12 protein-coding genes, 2 tRNA genes and 2 riboswitches are annotated in these 17,175 nt (G+C 62.7%); of the genes, 9 read left to right on the plus strand and 5 right to left on the minus strand.

Features of this window, described 5'->3' with window-relative positions:
* The first annotated feature begins 169 nt into the window (after positions 1–169).
* From BUE39_RS06430 to BUE39_RS06440, 3 genes are all read left to right on the plus strand, one after another.
* On the plus strand, positions 170–2,512 hold the full coding sequence (locus BUE39_RS06430) for a KAP family P-loop NTPase fold protein (protein ID WP_073427817.1): 2,343 nt from the start codon (positions 170–172) through the stop codon (positions 2,510–2,512).
* Between the two features lie 227 nt (positions 2,513–2,739).
* Positions 2,740–2,813, plus strand: a tRNA-Met gene (locus BUE39_RS06435).
* An 83-nt stretch (positions 2,814–2,896) separates the two neighbouring features.
* Entirely contained in the window at positions 2,897–3,337 is a 441-nt protein-coding gene (locus BUE39_RS06440; RefSeq protein WP_090518710.1) for a hypothetical protein, read from the plus strand.
* A gap of 537 nt (positions 3,338–3,874) precedes the next feature.
* Here the strand turns inward: BUE39_RS06440 and BUE39_RS06445 are convergent.
* The 3 genes from BUE39_RS06445 to BUE39_RS06455 all read right to left on the minus strand — a co-directional run bounded on the left by BUE39_RS06445 (position 3,875) and on the right by BUE39_RS06455 (position 5,913).
* Complete coding sequence (locus BUE39_RS06445) at positions 3,875–4,576, minus strand: hypothetical protein (protein ID WP_073427819.1); 702 nt, start codon at positions 4,574–4,576, stop codon at positions 3,875–3,877.
* Entirely contained in the window at positions 4,576–5,508 is a 933-nt protein-coding gene (locus BUE39_RS06450) for a hypothetical protein (RefSeq protein ID WP_073427820.1), read from the minus strand. The genes BUE39_RS06445 and BUE39_RS06450 overlap by 1 nt, the downstream gene beginning before the upstream one ends.
* 329 nt (positions 5,509–5,837) lie before the next feature.
* Positions 5,838–5,913 (minus strand) — tRNA-Arg (locus BUE39_RS06455).
* A gap of 271 nt (positions 5,914–6,184) precedes the next feature.
* Between BUE39_RS06455 and BUE39_RS06460 the strand changes: the two genes are divergently transcribed.
* Positions 6,185–7,105: a c-type cytochrome gene (locus BUE39_RS06460; RefSeq protein ID WP_073427821.1), complete on the plus strand. Its 921-nt coding sequence runs from the start codon at positions 6,185–6,187 to the stop codon at positions 7,103–7,105.
* Positions 7,106–7,193: 88 nt separating this feature from the next.
* Here the strand turns inward: BUE39_RS06460 and BUE39_RS06465 are convergent, their stop codons facing one another.
* Complete coding sequence (locus BUE39_RS06465; RefSeq protein ID WP_073427822.1) at positions 7,194–7,775, minus strand: hypothetical protein; 582 nt, start codon at positions 7,773–7,775, stop codon at positions 7,194–7,196.
* A gap of 177 nt (positions 7,776–7,952) precedes the next feature.
* Positions 7,953–10,043, minus strand: coding sequence for a UvrD-helicase domain-containing protein (locus tag BUE39_RS06470; protein ID WP_073427823.1), 2,091 nt, complete (start codon positions 10,041–10,043; stop codon positions 7,953–7,955).
* 351 nt (positions 10,044–10,394) lie between these two features.
* On the opposite strand from BUE39_RS06470, the gene BUE39_RS06475 reads away from it, so the two are divergent.
* From BUE39_RS06475 to gcvP, 5 genes are all read left to right on the plus strand, one after another.
* On the plus strand, positions 10,395–11,444 hold the full coding sequence (locus tag BUE39_RS06475) for an oxidoreductase (protein ID WP_073427824.1): 1,050 nt from the start codon (positions 10,395–10,397) through the stop codon (positions 11,442–11,444).
* A gap of 156 nt (positions 11,445–11,600) precedes the next feature.
* Positions 11,601–11,951 carry a hypothetical protein gene (locus BUE39_RS06480; RefSeq protein ID WP_073427825.1) on the plus strand — a complete coding sequence of 117 codons (351 nt, stop codon included), beginning with the start codon at positions 11,601–11,603 and terminating at the stop codon, positions 11,949–11,951.
* Between the two features lie 181 nt (positions 11,952–12,132).
* Positions 12,133–12,217: riboswitch (glycine riboswitch) on the plus strand.
* Positions 12,218–12,259: 42 nt separating this feature from the next.
* Positions 12,260–12,412, plus strand: a riboswitch (glycine riboswitch).
* Positions 12,413–12,491: 79 nt separating this feature from the next.
* Positions 12,492–13,610, plus strand: a complete 1,119-nt coding sequence (gene gcvT / locus BUE39_RS06485) for a glycine cleavage system aminomethyltransferase GcvT (protein ID WP_073427826.1) — start codon at positions 12,492–12,494, stop codon at positions 13,608–13,610.
* Between the two features lie 63 nt (positions 13,611–13,673).
* Complete coding sequence (gene gcvH, locus BUE39_RS06490) at positions 13,674–14,054, plus strand: glycine cleavage system protein GcvH (protein ID WP_073427827.1); 381 nt, start codon at positions 13,674–13,676, stop codon at positions 14,052–14,054.
* Between the two features lie 70 nt (positions 14,055–14,124).
* Positions 14,125–17,061, plus strand: coding sequence for an aminomethyl-transferring glycine dehydrogenase (gcvP, locus tag BUE39_RS06495; RefSeq protein ID WP_073427828.1), 2,937 nt, complete (start codon positions 14,125–14,127; stop codon positions 17,059–17,061).
* Positions 17,062–17,175: the final 114 nt, after the last annotated feature.

The raw sequence follows: 17,175 nt of genomic DNA on the forward strand, positions 1-17,175 counted from the left end.
TTACAAGGAAGATAACTATGTGTCGAGAGGGTATCGGGAGTGGTCGCGAAGAAAAACATCTCGGGCTAAGTTCGAGAGGTTGCATCACGATGAAGGGACCTCGTGCCCTCACGACACCAGTGCCTCGCGGGTTTGGCAGGACCGGCAGCCATTTGGGAATCACTGCGCGATGATCGGGCCACTGGACCGTCTGTCAAAGTGGTGCGTTCGTCGCCGCGCGAAGCTCAATGCGGAAGCCGCGAGGACTGAACCACCAGACGGAGGGATTGGAGCGGAGGCGCCGATCCGGACGACATCCCAAGATCGCCTGAGGAGGACCGACTTCGCGCACCGCATTGCCGGCGTCCTCTCGGAGCTCAGCCTGCGCGAGGGGAGGGTCTTTGCAATCCGGGGCGGATGGGGCTTTGGTAAATCATCCTTAAAGAACCTAGTCACGGAAAGACTTGATGCCATGAGCGATGGCGCGGAGTGGCTTGAGTTCAATCCTTGGCAGTGGGGTGACGGCGACGCGATCGCCCGCGCGCTATTCGGTCAGATCGCGGATCGTCTCGGGGGTGAACACTCGAAGGCAGCGCTCGCCCGTGCAGCGGCACTGCGACGTTACGGCGCAATCCTCACAGGAACCGGCGCCCCGCTCAAGGAGGCCAGCGGGTCAAGTCACCTCATCTCGATGGTCCTGACGAATGTTTCAGTGATCGCTGTTGCCTCGGCCATAGGCTTCGACCTCCCGACTGCAGCCAAGGCAGCCGTCGCCCTCGCCCTCCTCTCTGTCGGCGCGCCTCTATTTGGACGCTTGCTGACGCATCTGGGACGTGATCGTGGCGGCGAGCCGCTCGACAAGGTACGCGAAACGCTGGAGGTCCGTCTTCGCGAACTCAGCCGACCGCTCGTGGTCTTTGTCGACGACATAGACCGACTCGAGCCCGAGCAGATCAGGATGCTTCTTCGGCAGGTGAAGGCGAACGCCAACCTGCCGAACATCGTCTTTGTGCTCTTATTTCAGCCGAGCATCGTAGAGGGGGCACTCGACCCAGTCGCTGATGGCGATGGGCGCGCCTTCCTTGAGAAGATCGTGCAAGCTAGCTTCGACCTACCGGCGGTCCCAGTGTCGATCGTTCATCGTACATTCGCAGAGGAGCTAACACAGCTGGCGGCCCAGTACGCGACTGATGAAAACGGGTTCACGCAGACGCGCTGGGGTAATGCCTTCGTCGGCTGCATCCAGCCCATGCTGCGCAACATGCGTGACGCGCGCCGACTGATCTCGTCCATTGCCGTGCACCTGCCGTTGCATGCCGACGGCGACGTGTTCGAGGTGAACATCGTCGACTTTTTTCTTCTGGAGACGCTCCGGGTATTTGAACCGGACCTCCATGAGACGCTGTTCCGGCAGAGGGAGCTGGTCCTCCAAGAATGGCGCCCTTCGGGCTATGGTCGGCGGGATGCGGACAAGGATGCGGCAGAGAGACTTCTCGAGATCGTGTCGGAAGAGCGCCGCGCCATCGTTCGGGACGCACTCAAAGCCCTCTTCCCGCCTCTCGAATGGGCGTATGGAGGCACGAACTACGCAGACGGCTTCCATCTTACGTGGTTGACCTCAAAGCGGGTGTGCTCCCCGCGCTACTTCCCGCGCTACTTCGAATTACAAACCGCGCTCGGTGAAATATCGGAGCGCCGCTTCGTCGCGTTTCTCGATGCGACGGCGACGAAGGACGGTCTCGCTGCGGCGATCGCTGACATTGAGGCCGATCACCTGCTGCCCTCGCTCGTCGCCAGGTTAGACGAGTCCGTCGACCGCCTTCCGGTCGAGAACGCCGCAGTGCTACTGCCCGGGATGTTCAGGATAGCCCAGAAGCTTGCAGGATTGACCGACGGCGACCCCTTCAATTCGCCTTGGGTTTCAGCATGGCGAGCGACGAGCTGGTTTCTGAAACGGATCCCGGATGGCGTGCGAGGTGGTCTTGCAATCGATGCCCTCCGTCAGACCAAGGCGCTTTCCGTAGCCGCGATCCTGATCCATCTGAGCGATCCGGCTGATCGGAGAGAGGACGACGACGGCGCTTTCGATCCAACGCTCGACCTGCACACCATCAAGGCGATGAAGGCTGAATGGCTGCGGTTGATGAGGAGCCGGGCCGTGGATGGTGACGCACTAATCGCCGAACCCGATCTACTTGTCCAGCTCTACCGATGGAGGGACTATGTGGGTTCAATGGACGAGCCCCGCGAGTGGATGGCGAGGGCTATCCGGACTGACGAGGGATTCGCGAGCATGTCTACACGCATGATGAGCCGGGGCACAAGCTATTCGGTGGGCGATCGAGTCTCAACGCCTCGCAACACCTTCAACAGACAGACGATCGATGACTTCATTGGTATCGACGTGGCAAAGGCTAGGTGCGACGCGATCGATACCGCCGAATTCCCCGAGCACGAGGAGGCTCTGCGAACTTTGCATAGATCCCTTGAGATGTGGCTCGGGCTGAGAGAGCGCGACCCTTTCGATTTCTGACGGCAAACTCTATCGCTGACGAATCGTTCGGAAGCGTACCGCTCAGACGCTGGCAGTTAGCGTGAAACAGGATCGATGTGGCGAAGAAGTGGCGAGCGATACCTCGCAAGGCCATGCCAGCATTGACGATGCACATTCCTGTGAGTCATCCGGCAATTTGCAAAGCCGCGATGCTATCGCCCAAAGGTTTCGTTTGACGTGCGGCAGTAGCACCAGTGCACTCGCTCCGCGGGGTGGAGCAGTCTGGGAGCTCGTCGGGCTCATAACCCTAAGGTCACAGGCTCAAATCCAGTCCCCGCAACCGACAACGTAGTCCGCTGAGCGAAAACCAGCGGGCCTTTGCTTATGTCTACAATGCGTCTTCCTTCAACGTGGAGACCATAAATGAGCAGATACGCAAATTTTCTTGGGCGAGTGTCTAAAGCCGCTGAGAATCAGCAGCAAAATCAGGCAGAGGTGGACGCGGCAGTCGTTGCCTTTGCGGGCAGCCTAACTTCGCGATGGGGCGTGCCGGGTAGCGCTGTATTTGCTTTTCGGGACGGGAATGGCGTACTTGTTGCAGATCAGGCCGTGCCTCTCGACAATTTGAAGGCGGCAGACTACACGCTGATGGCCTCCTTCCCGGTCGCCGGAGCAACAACGGTTTATATCCACGTTTCATTCAAGCTCACTGCGGACGGCGTAAAGGTTGCGGTCGAGGGCGCCGAACACCCGAGGATGATCGGCTTTAAGTCTGGGTTCAACTTCGAGGGCGCTATCGAGGCGGTAGAGGATGCGGTCGAAGCGAAGGTTGCCGCTTTCGAGAAGCAGGTTCGCTTGAGTTAAGCCCCCCCGACGACGAGGTAAGCCCGGCATGAATAGTTCCTGCCGGGCTTTGTCAGTAAACCAAACGACGACAGCAACCTCCAACCTGCTGTGCTTCGACTGCCAAACGATCAAGACAGCAAGCGAAGCGAAAGGAAGATCAGCAGCAGGCGCGGTGTAGTGGGCTGCTTAGCGATGGGTTCGACGACGTGCATCAGGCGCAGCGCGGCAGGCCGTCACAGCCCCGCCCGGCGCGCCGCAGCAGCGTCGAGGGGTGGGGGCGTCAAAACTCTGGCGTTCCGCATGGCGGGAAACCGACCGTTCCCGCACGCGCAGAAAATTTTCCCTTTGACGATTTTGTTAAAGACTTTAACAAACAGGGAAATCGCTCAAAACCAAGCCACATAGGGCGTTGAGTCTGGCAGGTACGTGAGCAACGTGTTAATGAACTATGGGCAGCGCCACGCCATTAACATCGCGGCCTACGAGTCCGCTGGCGGCAAATAAAAAAGCCCCACTGACGCAGCGGGGCTTTCTTTGTGGCTCAAGCACTCAAATTTACGCGGTCAACGCTTCGCGACGGACCTTAACGATATTGGGCACGTACGCATCCTTCTCTTCAAGGCCTAAGCGGCTGTAGACGGACCCACCGATACCAGGCTCTACGATCTCTCCTGATTTTTGATCATCAATCGCGAACGTAAAGAACTCGAAGCGATTAGCAACGTCCGGCGCGAACTCCGAGGCCAACCGTTCCCGCGAGCCTTTGAACATAACGGGCGCGGCAACGAACACTCTTTCTGGCTCGATGTCATCAATGAGCGACGAAAGATTGGTTTTCACGACGCACGCGCCAGATATGATCGACTTGACTACGACAACGACAGAATGTCGGACGTCCATCGGCTCGCGATATTCTTTTACGATGGGCGCCACGTCAAAGCTATCGTCTTCGGTTCCGTCAAACCTTTTGACTCGCTTATTCCAGAAGCACGCAAGCTTTAAGCGGTCATCCGCCAAGCCTGCATCCCGGAACCCAGCGACGATGCCCGACGCCAAAAAGTCAGCATCTTCAACGGTGCAAGCCACGCAAACGTCGAGTGTTTTCGTCGGTGCCAACTGCGCAGCCATTTTCGCCGCCAGATCTCTACCTAGGGCATACATCGCATCGCGATAGACGCTCTCACTAGATAGTTTGTCTGCCAAGACGGACAGCATTGTCTTACTTGCATCAGACGCAAAGTCAGTGAACTGGCGCATTACAGCATCTCCTCAAGTTCGGAAAAACTCCGCGGCTTCTTTTCCAAAATTCTCCGTTGAAACTTTTGGAAGGAAGTCGAAAAGCAGTCGTACGGGAGCACACCGGTCGTAGTTCCTGTTGCATCACTCCACGCAAAGAACCCTCGCTTCACAGTGTATGTAAGCCCTTCTACGTTGTCTAGCACGTCTCGGGCCTCCTGTGATAGCTGGGCCACAGCGTCAGTATCACTTGCCAGACTACGTATTATGGTCGGCGACATCTGCCGAGCAAAATTCAAAACATCGCTAACCATCGCCTTCGGAGCCAGACTGCACCAAGCACCGATCAGCACGCCTGCAACCTGCTCGGCCTCCGTCCTTTTCGCATTCTCGCGGTTTGAGATGTAAGCGAAATCTTCACGCATCCACGAAAATTTACCTAACATCGGAAGGTACGGCTCGCTGTATGGAAAGTACAGGGCCTTGGAGTAATCTGCGATTGTTTCCGGCACCGCGGCACATAGAGCCTCGCGCATAGCATCATCGTTGCAGACCAACCGCACTCGTACTCGCTTGAACCCCTCGTGGGTGGAGAGCTTGTATTGGTCCGCAAAGTCCGAAGCGATTTGGCCGTTCTTTGCCGTCCACGATACCGCTTCTGCATTCTTCAGCTGATAGGCCTTCAAATCGGCGACGGCGGTCCGTCGAACGACAACGTCATCAACAAACCCGTCGGCCTGCCATTCAACTTCGGAATCGACGCCCGTCTCCAGCAGCTTGCGAGCCAACCGCGCGATTCTATGAGCCGCGAAAAATTGCTCATAACGAGTACCCTTGTACCCGTTATTTCCACCCGTGGTCTTCTTTTCGAGGTATTTGGCCTTCTCTTCGCCAAATAACTCCTGGATTTCCTGGGCAGTTGCAGCAGAAAACAGTTCGCGTTCGCTGGTCATCTCAGTCGTCGTTATCAACGATGCGCGCGATTCTAGCACATCGCATTTTTTCAATATTTTCCGCAGCTTACCTTACATCTCTAACCAATGTCCTTAAATCTGGCATAGCGGTTACCCTCGTTAACGGCCGCCTGCCCATTGGCTTTATGTCGCGTCGCAAATGCGAATGTCCGAAGACTCGCCGGTAAGTCCCAAATGCAAAAAAGCCCGCATCGAACTGTAGCGGGCTTGTTCATGTTCTCTGCGCGAATTCTGCCCTCTCAATGCCCTACTTGCAGGTCATCTCAAGCGGACGGCAGCAAAAAAATCATCGAAAAGCTTGTCCTGCTTGGTGCGCCCGGCTGGGATCGAACCAGCAACCCCTGCCTTCGGAGGGCAGTACTCTATCCATTGAGCTACGGGCGCTTCAACACGAAAGCGCGACAACCTGAACGGATGCGACGCCAAAGCGAGACCGAAAGAATACCCGGTTTCGGCCAAACCGTCCACCGGACGGCCCGTGAAGCGCTTTCCGGCGCCTTCGCGCCACTTCGTCCGATGCGGGTAAACGCCTGCTGAACACCTCGCCGCGGCCCTCGCCGTCGGCGAAAGCTTGCGTCTATAATCCTCCGTGGCCGATCAAGAAGAAGTTGCCGTCGCGCTGTACCGCTCACATACCCACGGAGACGAGACAAGCATGAGCGAAGCACCACACGGAGCCCCGATCAAAACCCCAGGACAGCTCATCGCCGCGGTCATCGCCGGGTTTGCTGTGCCGATCGTCATCATCGTCCTGCTGGCTTACTACGTCGACAATTCGACCCGCACCGGCGCCGGCACCGACAGTCTCTCCGAAGCCGAAGTCGCCTCCCGCATCAAACCCATCGCCCAGGTCGACATTCGCGACGCCAACGCGCCGCGCGTCTACAAGTCCGGCGAGGAAGTCTACAAGGCCGTGTGCGCCGCGTGTCACGCGTCGGGCACGGCGGGCGCGCCGAAATTCACCAATACCGCCGACTGGGCGCCGCGCATCGCTCAAGGCTTCGACACGCTGTTGCACACGGCGCTCGCCGGCAAGGGCGCGATGCCCGCGCGCGGCGGCACCAGTCCGGACGACTACAGCGACTTCGAAATCGCCCGCGCGGTGGCTTACATGGCGAACAATTCCGGCGCAAGCTTCCCCGAACCGGCGCAACCGGCAGCGGGTGCGGCCGCAGCCTCCGGCGCGGCCGCCACCTCGGACGCCACCGCCGCGGCAGCGGCTCCGGCAGGCGCTTCGGACGCAGCCGCGACCCAGGCCGCCGCCGCAATGGCGGCGCTGGCCAGCGTGCCGCAAACCGCCGCGCCGGCTGCAAGCGGCGCGCAAAGCGCGGACGCCTCGCAAGCGGGCAAGGCGCTCTATCAGCAGGTTTGCCAGGCGTGTCACGCGGCCGGCGTGCTGAACGCGCCGAAGTTCGGCGACAAGGAAGCCTGGGCGCCGCGCCTGAAAGAGCCGATGGACACCGTCTACAACTACGCGCTGCACGGCAAGGGCGCCATGCCGCCCAAGGGCGGTTCGACCGCACCCGACGCCGACGTGAAAGCCGCCGTCGACTACATGGTCAGTGCGGTGAAATAAGCGCTCTTCCAGCGCATATCGCCGATCGAAAAATCCCTGCTCCGTGGCGACACGGGCAGGGATTTTTTTATCCGCGAGGCGTCGGGATTCAAGCGCCGATATGCAACGCAACTGCGGCGGGAACGCTGAATCCCTCGACGAAAGCCAGCGCCGGCGTGGAACGAGCCAGCGCCGTGAAACGCGCATGCAGTTCAGCAGGAGCGAGCCACGGATAGCTCAACCCTTCCTGCAACGCATCGAGCAGGCCGCCATCGGCATCCGGCACCACGTCCATGCGCGCAATGTGAATGTGAAAGCCCGTAACAACCGGCGTCTGGTCGAAGCGCCATCGATACACGCCATGACCGACACGCAACGCGCCGCTCGTCCGCTCGCGCATCAGCACGAGCCACGGCAGCGCGTCGATCGCGCCGCCGTCCACCGTAAGCGCATCGCAGACGTAATAGGTGCGGCACCGCGCGTATTGCGCGCCGAAATCGCTGACGAGCGTTTGTGCAATCGCCCCCGCGCCGACGGTGCGCGCCGGAAACGCGATAGCTGAAGTGGCAAGCGAAATGGTGAGCACCGCGTCCGCGGCGAAAGCCTCGGCGATGCGCTGAGTACGCGTGTTGTCTTTCGCGTCGATGTAGGTTTCGAGTGCGCGGCGATAGGTTGCGAGCGGCGGCGTCATGCTAACGGTCTCCGGGTAACGGCCGTCAACGGTTCATTGACGAGCCGCGCCACTGTAGCGCGAGCGCCTAACAAAACCGCCGAAGCACCCGCCGCGCGCGGGGTCTTGCGAACGAAGCGAACGAAGCGAGCAAATCGAGCAAATCGAGCGCGGCGGCGTGCCCGCTCGCCGCCGCGCTCAAGGCTTCTGCAATAGCGCCTTCAAGCTCGCGAGCCGGTCTTTCGGCGACATCGGCGCTTCTTCCGCGGTGGGCGGCGGAGCATCGTCGAGCAGCATTTCGGGGATGAAGCGCGACGGCTCGCACACCACCGTCTCTCGCGCGCGCTTGCGCTTCTTGCACCAGTTCAGATGCAGGCTGCGCTGAGCCCGCGTGATCGCGACGTACATGAGGCGGCGTTCTTCCTCGATGCGCGCGTCGTCGATCGGTTCGTCCTCGGCGCCGCCACGGTGCGGCATGATGCCTTCCTCGACGCCGACCAGAAACACGTGCGGATACTCCAAACCCTTCGACGCGTGCACCGTCGACAGGCGCACCGCGTCGGGATCTTCCTCGCGGCCTTCGAGCATCGACATCAGCGCGACGGTCTGGATCAGGCCGAGCAGATTCTTGCCGGTGTCGCCGAGACCGTCGGCGGTGTCGTAGCCGGTGGCCTCGGCTTGCGCCGCGCCGTCCGGCTCGGCCTTGGTGCCCTTGCGCTTGAGCCATTCCATGAACTCCAGCACGTTCTGCCACTTGGACTGCGCCTGGCGTTCGTCGAAGGTGTCGTAGAGATACGCTTCGTAATGAATCGCGTCCATCAGTTCGTCGAGCAGCGGGCCGGCCGGATCTTTTTCCGCGCGATCGGTGAGGCGCTGCATGAAATCGCAGAACACGCGCATCGGCTCGATCTGGCGCGGCGACAGGCGCGCTTCGATCCCGCCCATGTAGACCGCTTCGAACAGCGACACCTTGGCCTGGCCCGCGAACGCGCCGAGCGCTTCGAGCGTCGTATTGCCGACGCCGCGCCGCGGCGTGGTGATCGCGCGGATGAACGCCGGGTCGTCGTTCGCGTTGGCGATCAGGCGCAGATACGCGCAGATGTCCTTGATCTCGGCTTTATCGAAGAACGACTGGCCGCCGGACAGCACATACGGAATGCGCTCGCGCCGCAGCACCTGTTCGAAGATGCGCGCCTGGAAATTGCCGCGATACAGGATCGCGTAGTCGCGGAAATTCGCGCGCCGTTCGAACTTGTGCGCCGACAGACGAAACACCACGGACTCGGCTTCGTGCTCTTCGTCGTTGCACGGCGTGACGGTGATCGAGTCGCCCATGCCGTGTTCGGACCACAGCTTCTTCTCGAACAGCTTGGGGTTGTTCGCGATCACGTTGTTCGCGGCAGTGAGAATGCGCACCGTCGAGCGGTAATTCTGCTCGAGCTTCACCAGATGCAGCTTCGGGAAATCCTTGCCGAGTTGCGCGAGGTTTTCCAGCGTCGCGCCGCGCCAGCCGTAGATGGCCTGGTCGTCGTCGCCCACCGCCGTGAATGCCGCGCGCGGTCCGGCCAGTTGCTTGAGCAATTCGTACTGGCACGCGTTGGTGTCCTGATACTCGTCGATCAGCAGATAGCGCAGCTTGTTCTGCCAGCGGTCGCGCACCGGCTCGTTGTTCGCGAAGAGCTCGGCGGGCAGGCGGATCAGATCGTCGAAATCCACTGCCTGATACGCGTGCAGCGTCGCCACGTAGTTGCGATAGACGATCGCGGCCTGATGCTCGTCCTCGTTCGCGGCGATCGCGATCGCTTCTTCCGGCATGATCAGGCCGTTTTTCCACAGCGAGATGATCGACTGGATCTTGCGGATGAAGCCCTTGTCCGTGGAGCCGACCTGCTCCTGGATCATGCCGAAGCAGTCGTCCGAATCCATGATCGAGAACTGCGGCTTCAGGCCGACGTGTTCCGCCTCCTGCCGCAGAATCTGCACGCCGAGCGAGTGGAAGGTGCACACCGTCAACTGGTTGACCGGCACTTTGCGGCCTTCCTTGCCGGGCGTGGTGAGCGTCTTGCCTTCGAGCAGTTTGCCCACGCGCTCGCGCATTTCCGCCGCGGCCTTGTTCGTGAACGTGACGGCGGCGATGTGGCGCGGCTCGAAGCCCTTGGCTTCGATCAGGTGCGCGATTTTCTGCGTGATCACGCGCGTCTTGCCGCTGCCTGCGCCGGCGAGCACGAGACACGGACCGTCGAGATAACGGACCGCTTCATTTTGAGCGGGGTTCAGGCCTGCGGACATCGTCTGTGGATGGGTAATGCGGTTGAGCGCGGCGGTTTGGGAGCGCTTGGCTGCGGAGTCGCCAGGACCGAGGCCCGGGGGCATGCCGCAGCGGCTGGAACGGGCGCCTCGTGTGGGACAGAGGGGCATTCCGGCTGGCAGCGATTCGCGCGAGAGGAGCGATGTTAACACGGAAGTCTCCGGCGGCTGAGTGCGATAAAAACAGCGACCAGGCACCCCGACGCGCATGCGCTCAGCCGGTCTTCCAGGCTCGCCGCCAACCGTCTCCCGGCAGCCCATGCCACAATTACGTCGTTGCGCGCCGCCGCCGCGGTGGCAAAGCGGCGCGCCGTTTTTTGCAGGAAGACACGCATGTCCGCATCGCTGAAGATTGGATTGATGGGTTACGGTTTTGCCGGCGCGACCTTTCATGCGCCGGTGATCGACCACTGCGGGCGCGCGAGCGTCGCGGCCATCGCCACGGGCCAGCCCGAGCGCGCGCTCGCCGATTATCCGCACGCCAAGGTGGTGGCCGATCTCGACGCGCTGCTGGCGCTCGACGAAATCGAGTGCGTCGTGATCGCGACGCCCAACGACACGCACTTCGACCTCGCGCGCCGCACGCTGGAAGCGGGCAAGCACGTGGTGGTCGACAAGCCGGTCACGTTGAGCGCCGCCGACGCCCATACGCTCGCCAACATCGCACTCGCTCACTGCAAGCTGTTCGTGCCATTTCACAACCGCCGCTGGGACGGCGATTTTCTGACTGTGCGAGACCTGCTCGCCAGCGGAAAGCTGGGCCGCGTCACGCAATACGAATCGCATTTCGACCGCTTCCGTCCGGAGGTGAGGCAGCGCTGGCGCGAGGAGGCTTCGCGCGGCGGCGGCCTGCTGTTCGACCTCGGCCCGCATCTGATCGACCAGGCGCTGGCGCTGTTCGGCCCGCCGCAAACCGTGTCGGCCACGGTGCGCACGCATCGCGACCAGGCGAGCGCGCCGGACTACGTGCACATTCAGTTGGGGTACGGCGGGTCCGAGGTGGTGCTGCATGCGAGCGCGTTGACCGCGCTGATCGCGCCGAGATTCGCGATCCACGGCACGCGCGGCAGCTATGTGAAATACGAGCTCGACACGCAGGAAGACCAGTTGAAGGCCGGCTTGCGGCCAGGCGAAGACGGCTTCGGCGCGGGCAACGCGGCAGGCATCATGCGTGTGCTGGAAGGCGATCAGGAAGTCGAGCGCGAAGTGCCGACGCGCAATGGCGATTACGTCGGTTTCTATGTCGCGTTGGCCGACGCGATCCAGAACGGCGTGAAGTTCCCCGTCAGCCCTCAGGACGCGGTCGACGTGATGACGATCATCGAGCTTGCGGCGCGCAGTTCGGAAGAAGGCATCCGGTTGCCGTTCGAGCGCATTCGTTGACTGGTTGCGTACGCAGCGCCGCGCGGACAGAAAACCTGACGGTCCCGAAAGGAACATAACGTTACAAATAACGCCGCGCGCCCGGTCAGCGCGAAGCTTCGGTGAGCCGTTGCTACTCCAGCAGTACGAGAAACGACAACGACTTCTGGAGAGCCCATGCCCCGTCTCATTCGCGCACTTGTCGCCTGCGCCTTGCTCAGTTCGCTCGCCGCCTGCGTGGTGGCGCCGCAACCCGCATCGGCGCCGCGTCCCAGCCCGCAGCAGATCGCGGACCAGCGTCTGCACCAGGTCGAAGGCCGCATCGACAACCTGGGCCGCCGCATCGACAACCGCGTGAATCAGGGCTACTACCCGCCACCGCAAGGCGGCGCGCTGCATCACCGGCTGGACGTGATCCGCCAGGAAGCGCGCGACATGGCCGCGCAACACGGCGGCGGCCTGTCCGGCGACGAACAGCGCGTGCTGAATCAGGAGCTGGACAACGCGGCGCGCGCCATCGGCGAATAGTCGCGCGATCGGCACCCGTCGCGCCGGCTCGGCTTCGAGCATGAAAACCGGCAGCAAGCGCGCGCGGCGCACGTCCCGCGCGCTTTTTTTTGATGCGCGGGATCCCGCCGCGTCAACCGCCACGCCCCTTGCGGGCCTTTATTTGACAAGCCCCCGGCCCTCGCGTACATTCGCCGCACGCGTCGGGAGAGCGCGCTGGCCGCTGAAAACCGCAGGCCGCGCCGCCGAAGGGGCACACCCGCAAACTCTCAGGCAAAAGGACCGACCGCGTCGAAAAACCCGCGTCCAGGCAACATCGAGGGCTAGGTTTTTCGCACTCTGGAGAGCGGCAGTAGCCGTCTGCATCGTCTAAAGCGTGCAGGTTCGGCAAGCTGCCCACCGAAGGGGCGCGCGTTCACCGTGATCCGGCAAGCCGGCCGCGGCAGCGCAATCTCTCAGGTATCGAGGACAGAGGGGTCATGCAGAACCACGCTCGCAGGCACACGCCGCGAGGCGTCGCGCCGCATGGCCTTTTTTGTTTCGCGAGATGCCAGAGGCCCCATGACCGAACTCAAACACACCCCGCTCAACGCCACCCATCGTGCGCTCAACGCCCGCATGGTCGATTTCGGCGGCTGGGACATGCCCGTCAACTACGGCTCGCAAATCGACGAACACCGCGCCGTGCGCACCGACGCCGGCATGTTCGACGTCTCGCACATGTGCGTCGTCGATTTCACCGGCGAGCGCGTGCGCGCCTTCTTCGAATATGCGCTGGCGAACAACGTCGGCAAGCTGCAAACGCCGGGCCGCGCGCTTTACTCCTGTCTGCTGAATCCGAATGGCGGCGTGATCGACGATCTGATCGTCTATTACTTCGGCGAGGACCACTTTCGCGTGGTCGTCAACGCGGGCACCGCCGACAAGGACATCGCCTGGTTCGGCCAGCTCAACGCCGAAGGCAGCTATGGCCTCACCATCACGCCGCGCCGCGATTACGCGATCGTCGCCGTGCAAGGCCCGAACGCGCGCGAAAAAGCCTGGCAAACCGTGCCGGCCGCGCGCGCCGCCACCGAAGCGCTGAAGCCCTTCAACGCCGCGCGCATCATGGAAACGCCGTTCGGCGAGCTGACCGTCGCGCGCACCGGCTACACCGGCGAAGACGGCTTCGAAATCATCGTTCCGGCCGATCACGTGATCGCGCTGTGGAACGCGCTGCAAGCGCAAGGCGTGCGCCCGGCCGGTCTCGGCGCGCGCGACACGCTGCGCCTCGAAGCCGGCATGAACCTGTACGGCCAGGACATGGACGACAACGTCTCGCCGCTCGACGCCGGCCTCGCCTGGACCGTCGACCTGGCCTCGCCGCGCGACTTCGTCGGCAAGGGCAAGCTGGAAGCCGAGGGCTCGAAGGCGGCGTTCGTCGGCCTGATCCTGCAAAAGGACAACGGCAAGGCGGCGGGCGTGCTGCGTGCTCACCAAAAAGTCGTCACGCCGCAGGGCGTTGGCGAAATCACCAGCGGCACTTTTTCCCCGACCATGCAGGAATCGATCGCCTTCGCGCGCGTGCCGAAAGGCGTGCAGCCAGGCGACACCGTTCACGTGCAGATCCGCGACAGAGCCCTCCCCGCAAGCGTGGTAAAACTGCCGTTCGTGCGCAACGGCAAAGTGCTCGCGGTTTAAGCAGCCGGCGCGTGCGTCATACCTTTTAAGCCCATACCGAATCACACCGCATAGGAGCATCCGATGAGCATCCCGGCCGATCTGAAATACACCGAATCGCACGAATGGGTCCGTACCGAAGCGGACGGCACGCTGACGGTCGGCATCACCGACCACGCGCAGGAAGCGCTCGGCGACATCGTCTTCTTCGAAGTCCAGGAACTGGGCAAGACCGTGACCGCCGGCGACACCGTCGCGGTGATCGAATCGGTGAAGGCCGCTTCCGATATCTACGCGCCGGTCTCGGGCGAGATCATCGAGGCGAATACGGCCGTGGCCGACACGCCGGATTCGGTCAACACCGCGCCGTACGAAAGCTGGCTCTTCAAGATCAAGCCCGCTTCGGACGCCGCGCAAGATCGTCTGATCGACGCCGACGCGTACTCAAAGTCCATCGGCGCCTGATACACCTACTCGTTTAAACCGTCAGGTGCGGCGGCCGCGAGGCGTGGCGCGCCGCACCGCCAGGAACACCATGAAGCTCGAACACCCGGATCGTCTGATGAACCGCACTCCTCTCTCGCTCGCCGCGCTCGAAGTGCACGACGCCTTCGCCGAACGGCACATCGGCCCGGATTCGGCCGACCAGCAGTCGATGCTGGAAGCCCTCGGCTTCGCGTCGCGCGCCGCGCTGATCGACGCCGTCATTCCGAAGACGATCCGCCGCACCGAAACGCTGCCGCTCGGCCCCTTCGCGCAACCGAAGAGCGAAGCCGAAGCGCTCGCCGCGCTGCGCGAACTCGCGGACAGGAACCAGGTGTTCCGCTCGTACATCGGGCAGGGCTATTACAACGCGCACACGCCGACGGTGATCTTGCGCAACGTGCTCGAAAATCCGGCGTGGTACACGGCTTACACGCCGTATCAGCCGGAAATCTCGCAAGGCCGTCTGGAAGCGCTGTTGAACTTCCAGCAGATGATCGTCGACCTGACGGGTCTCGCGATCTCGAACGCGTCGCTGCTCGATGAAGCGACCGCCGCCGCCGAAGCGATGACGCTGCTGCAACGCATCGGCAAGCCGAAGTCGAACGTGTTCTTCGTCGCCGACGACGTACTGCCGCAAACCATCGAAGTGGTGAAGACGCGCGCCACGCCGGTCGGCATCGAAGTGAAAGTGGGCCCGGCCGCCGAAGCCGCGAACGCCAACGCGTTCGGCGTGCTGCTGCAATATCCGGGCGTGAACGGCGACGTGCGCGACTACCGCGCGCTCACCGAGGCGATCCACGCGGCAGGCGGCCATGTGGTCGCCGCCGCCGATCTGCTCGCGCTCACCGTGCTCACGCCGCCGGGCGAATGGGGCGCGGACGTGGCCGTCGGCAATACGCAGCGCTTCGGCGTGCCGGTCGGCTTCGGCGGCCCGCATGCGGCTTACCTCGCGGTGCGCGATGAGTTCAAGCGTCAAATGCCGGGGCGTCTGGTCGGCGTGACGGTCGACGCGCAAGGCAATCCCGCGCTGCGTCTCGCGCTGCAAACGCGCGAGCAGCATATCCGCCGCGAGAAGGCGACCTCGAACGTCTGCACCGCGCAAGCGCTGCTCGCGATCATGGCCAGCATGTACGCGGTGTATCACGGGCCGCACGGTCTCAAGACGATCGCGCTGCGCGTGAACCGCATCGCCGCGCTGCTGGCTGCGGGCGCGAAGCAACTCGGCTACACGCTCGTCAACGAAACCTTCTTTGACACGCTGACGTTCGAAACCGGCGCGCGCACGCAAGCGCTGCACGACGCCGCAACCGCGAGGCGCATCAATCTGCGCCGCGTGAGCGACACGCAAGTCGGCCTGTCGATCGACGAAACCACTTCGCGCCGCGATCTGGCCGACCTGCTCGCGGTGTTCGCGCAAGCGGCCTTCGTCAGCGACGTACCGCAAATCGATGCGCTCGATGCGGCCCTCGCCGCGTCGAACGCCGCCTCGGTGCCGGCCGCGCTGGAACGCACTAGCGCGTATCTCACGCATCACGTGTTCAATCGCCATCATTCGGAAACGGAAATGCTGCGCTATCTGCGCAGCCTGGCGGACAAGGACCTCGCGCTCGACCGCTCGATGATCCCGCTCGGCTCGTGCACGATGAAGCTGAACGCGACCTCCGAAATGCTGCCGGTCACGTGGCCCGAATTCGGTCAGATTCATCCGTTCGCGCCGGCCGAGCAAACCGTCGGCTACCGCGAGATGATCGATCAGCTCGAAGCGATGCTGGTCGCGGCCACCGGTTACGCCGCGGTGTCGCTGCAACCGAATGCGGGTTCGCAAGGCGAGTACGCGGGTCTGTTGATCATCCACGCTTATCACGCGTCGCGCGGCGAAGCGCATCGCAACGTGTGCCTGATTCCGGCTTCGGCGCACGGCACCAACCCGGCATCGGCGCAAATGGCCGGCATGCAGGTCGTGGTGGTCGCCTGCGACGCGCAAGGCAACGTCGATATCGAAGACCTGAAGAAGAAGGCCGGTCAACACGCCGACAAGCTCGCGGCGATCATGATCACGTACCCGTCCACGCACGGCGTGTTCGAGCAGAACGTGCGTGAAATCTGCGAGATCGTGCACGCGCACGGCGGCCAGGTTTACGTGGACGGCGCGAACATGAACGCAATGGTCGGCTTGACCGCGCCGGGCCAGTTCGGCGGCGACGTCTCGCACCTGAACCTGCACAAGACTTTCTGCATTCCGCACGGCGGCGGCGGACCGGGCGTCGGTCCGGTCGCGGTCGGCGCGCATCTCGCGCAGTTTCTGCCGAACCAGATTTCGTCGGGCTATGAGCGCGCGCCGAACGGCATCGGCGCGGTGTCGGGTGCGCCGTACGGCTCCGCGTCGATTCTGCCGATCTCGTGGATGTACATCGCGATGATGGGCGCGAAGAATCTCACGGCCGCCACCGAAACTGCGATTCTCAATGCGAACTACGTCGCGAAGAAACTCGCGCCGCATTATCCGGTGCTGTATTCGGGCCCGGGTGGACTGGTCGCGCACGAGTGCATTCTCGATCTGCGTCCCATCAAGGAGACGAGCGGCATCACCGTCGACGACGTCGCCAAGCGCCTCGCCGACTACGGTTTCCACGCGCCGACCATGAGCTTCCCGGTGCCGGGCACGCTGATGGTCGAGCCGACCGAATCGGAGTCGAAGGAAGAACTCGACCGCTTCATCGAAGCGATGATCGCGATCCGCGAGGAAATCCGCGCGGTCGAAGACGGCCGCTCCGACCGCGAGGACAATCCGCTCAAGCACGCGCCGCATACGGCGGCGGTGGTCATCGCCAACGAATGGACGCATGCGTATGCGCGCGAAACCGCCGCATATCCGCTGCCCACGCTGATCGCGAAGAAGTACTGGCCGCCGGTGGGCCGCGCGGACAACGTGTACGGCGACCGCAATCTGTTCTGTTCGTGCGTGCCGGTCGCGGACTACGAGTAAGGGCGAGTGGCCCGCGCACTGTCCGCGGGCCGTAAGCGGGCGGTGCGCGGCGCCGTCCGCGGTTCTGTCGTTCATGGCCGCAAACGGCTAACATCACACACCGAATCAGCCTAA

This window comes from Paraburkholderia terricola (genome assembly GCF_900142195.1).
Classification (GTDB): domain Bacteria; phylum Pseudomonadota; class Gammaproteobacteria; order Burkholderiales; family Burkholderiaceae; genus Paraburkholderia; species Paraburkholderia terricola.

What these genes read in the sequence shown, in the direction of transcription:
- BUE39_RS06445 (WP_073427819.1), bottom strand. Translation starts at nt 4,576, where the DNA reads ATGCGCCAGTTCACTGACTTTGCGTCTGATGCAAGTAAGACAATGCTG.
- BUE39_RS06470 (WP_073427823.1), bottom strand. Translation starts at nt 10,043, where the DNA reads ATGTCCGCAGGCCTGAACCCCGCTCAAAATGAAGCGGTCCGTTATCTC.
- gcvH (WP_073427827.1), top strand. Translation starts at nt 13,674, where the DNA reads ATGAGCATCCCGGCCGATCTGAAATACACCGAATCGCACGAATGGGTC.
- gcvT (WP_073427826.1), top strand. Translation starts at nt 12,492, where the DNA reads ATGACCGAACTCAAACACACCCCGCTCAACGCCACCCATCGTGCGCTC.
- BUE39_RS06450 (WP_073427820.1), bottom strand. Translation starts at nt 5,508, where the DNA reads ATGACCAGCGAACGCGAACTGTTTTCTGCTGCAACTGCCCAGGAAATC.
- BUE39_RS06475 (WP_073427824.1), top strand. Translation starts at nt 10,395, where the DNA reads ATGTCCGCATCGCTGAAGATTGGATTGATGGGTTACGGTTTTGCCGGC.
- BUE39_RS06465 (WP_073427822.1), bottom strand. Translation starts at nt 7,775, where the DNA reads ATGACGCCGCCGCTCGCAACCTATCGCCGCGCACTCGAAACCTACATC.
- BUE39_RS06460 (WP_073427821.1), top strand. Translation starts at nt 6,185, where the DNA reads ATGAGCGAAGCACCACACGGAGCCCCGATCAAAACCCCAGGACAGCTC.
- BUE39_RS06430 (WP_073427817.1), top strand. Translation starts at nt 170, where the DNA reads ATGATCGGGCCACTGGACCGTCTGTCAAAGTGGTGCGTTCGTCGCCGC.
- BUE39_RS06480 (WP_073427825.1), top strand. Translation starts at nt 11,601, where the DNA reads ATGCCCCGTCTCATTCGCGCACTTGTCGCCTGCGCCTTGCTCAGTTCG.
- gcvP (WP_073427828.1), top strand. Translation starts at nt 14,125, where the DNA reads ATGAAGCTCGAACACCCGGATCGTCTGATGAACCGCACTCCTCTCTCG.
- BUE39_RS06440 (WP_090518710.1), top strand. Translation starts at nt 2,897, where the DNA reads ATGAGCAGATACGCAAATTTTCTTGGGCGAGTGTCTAAAGCCGCTGAG.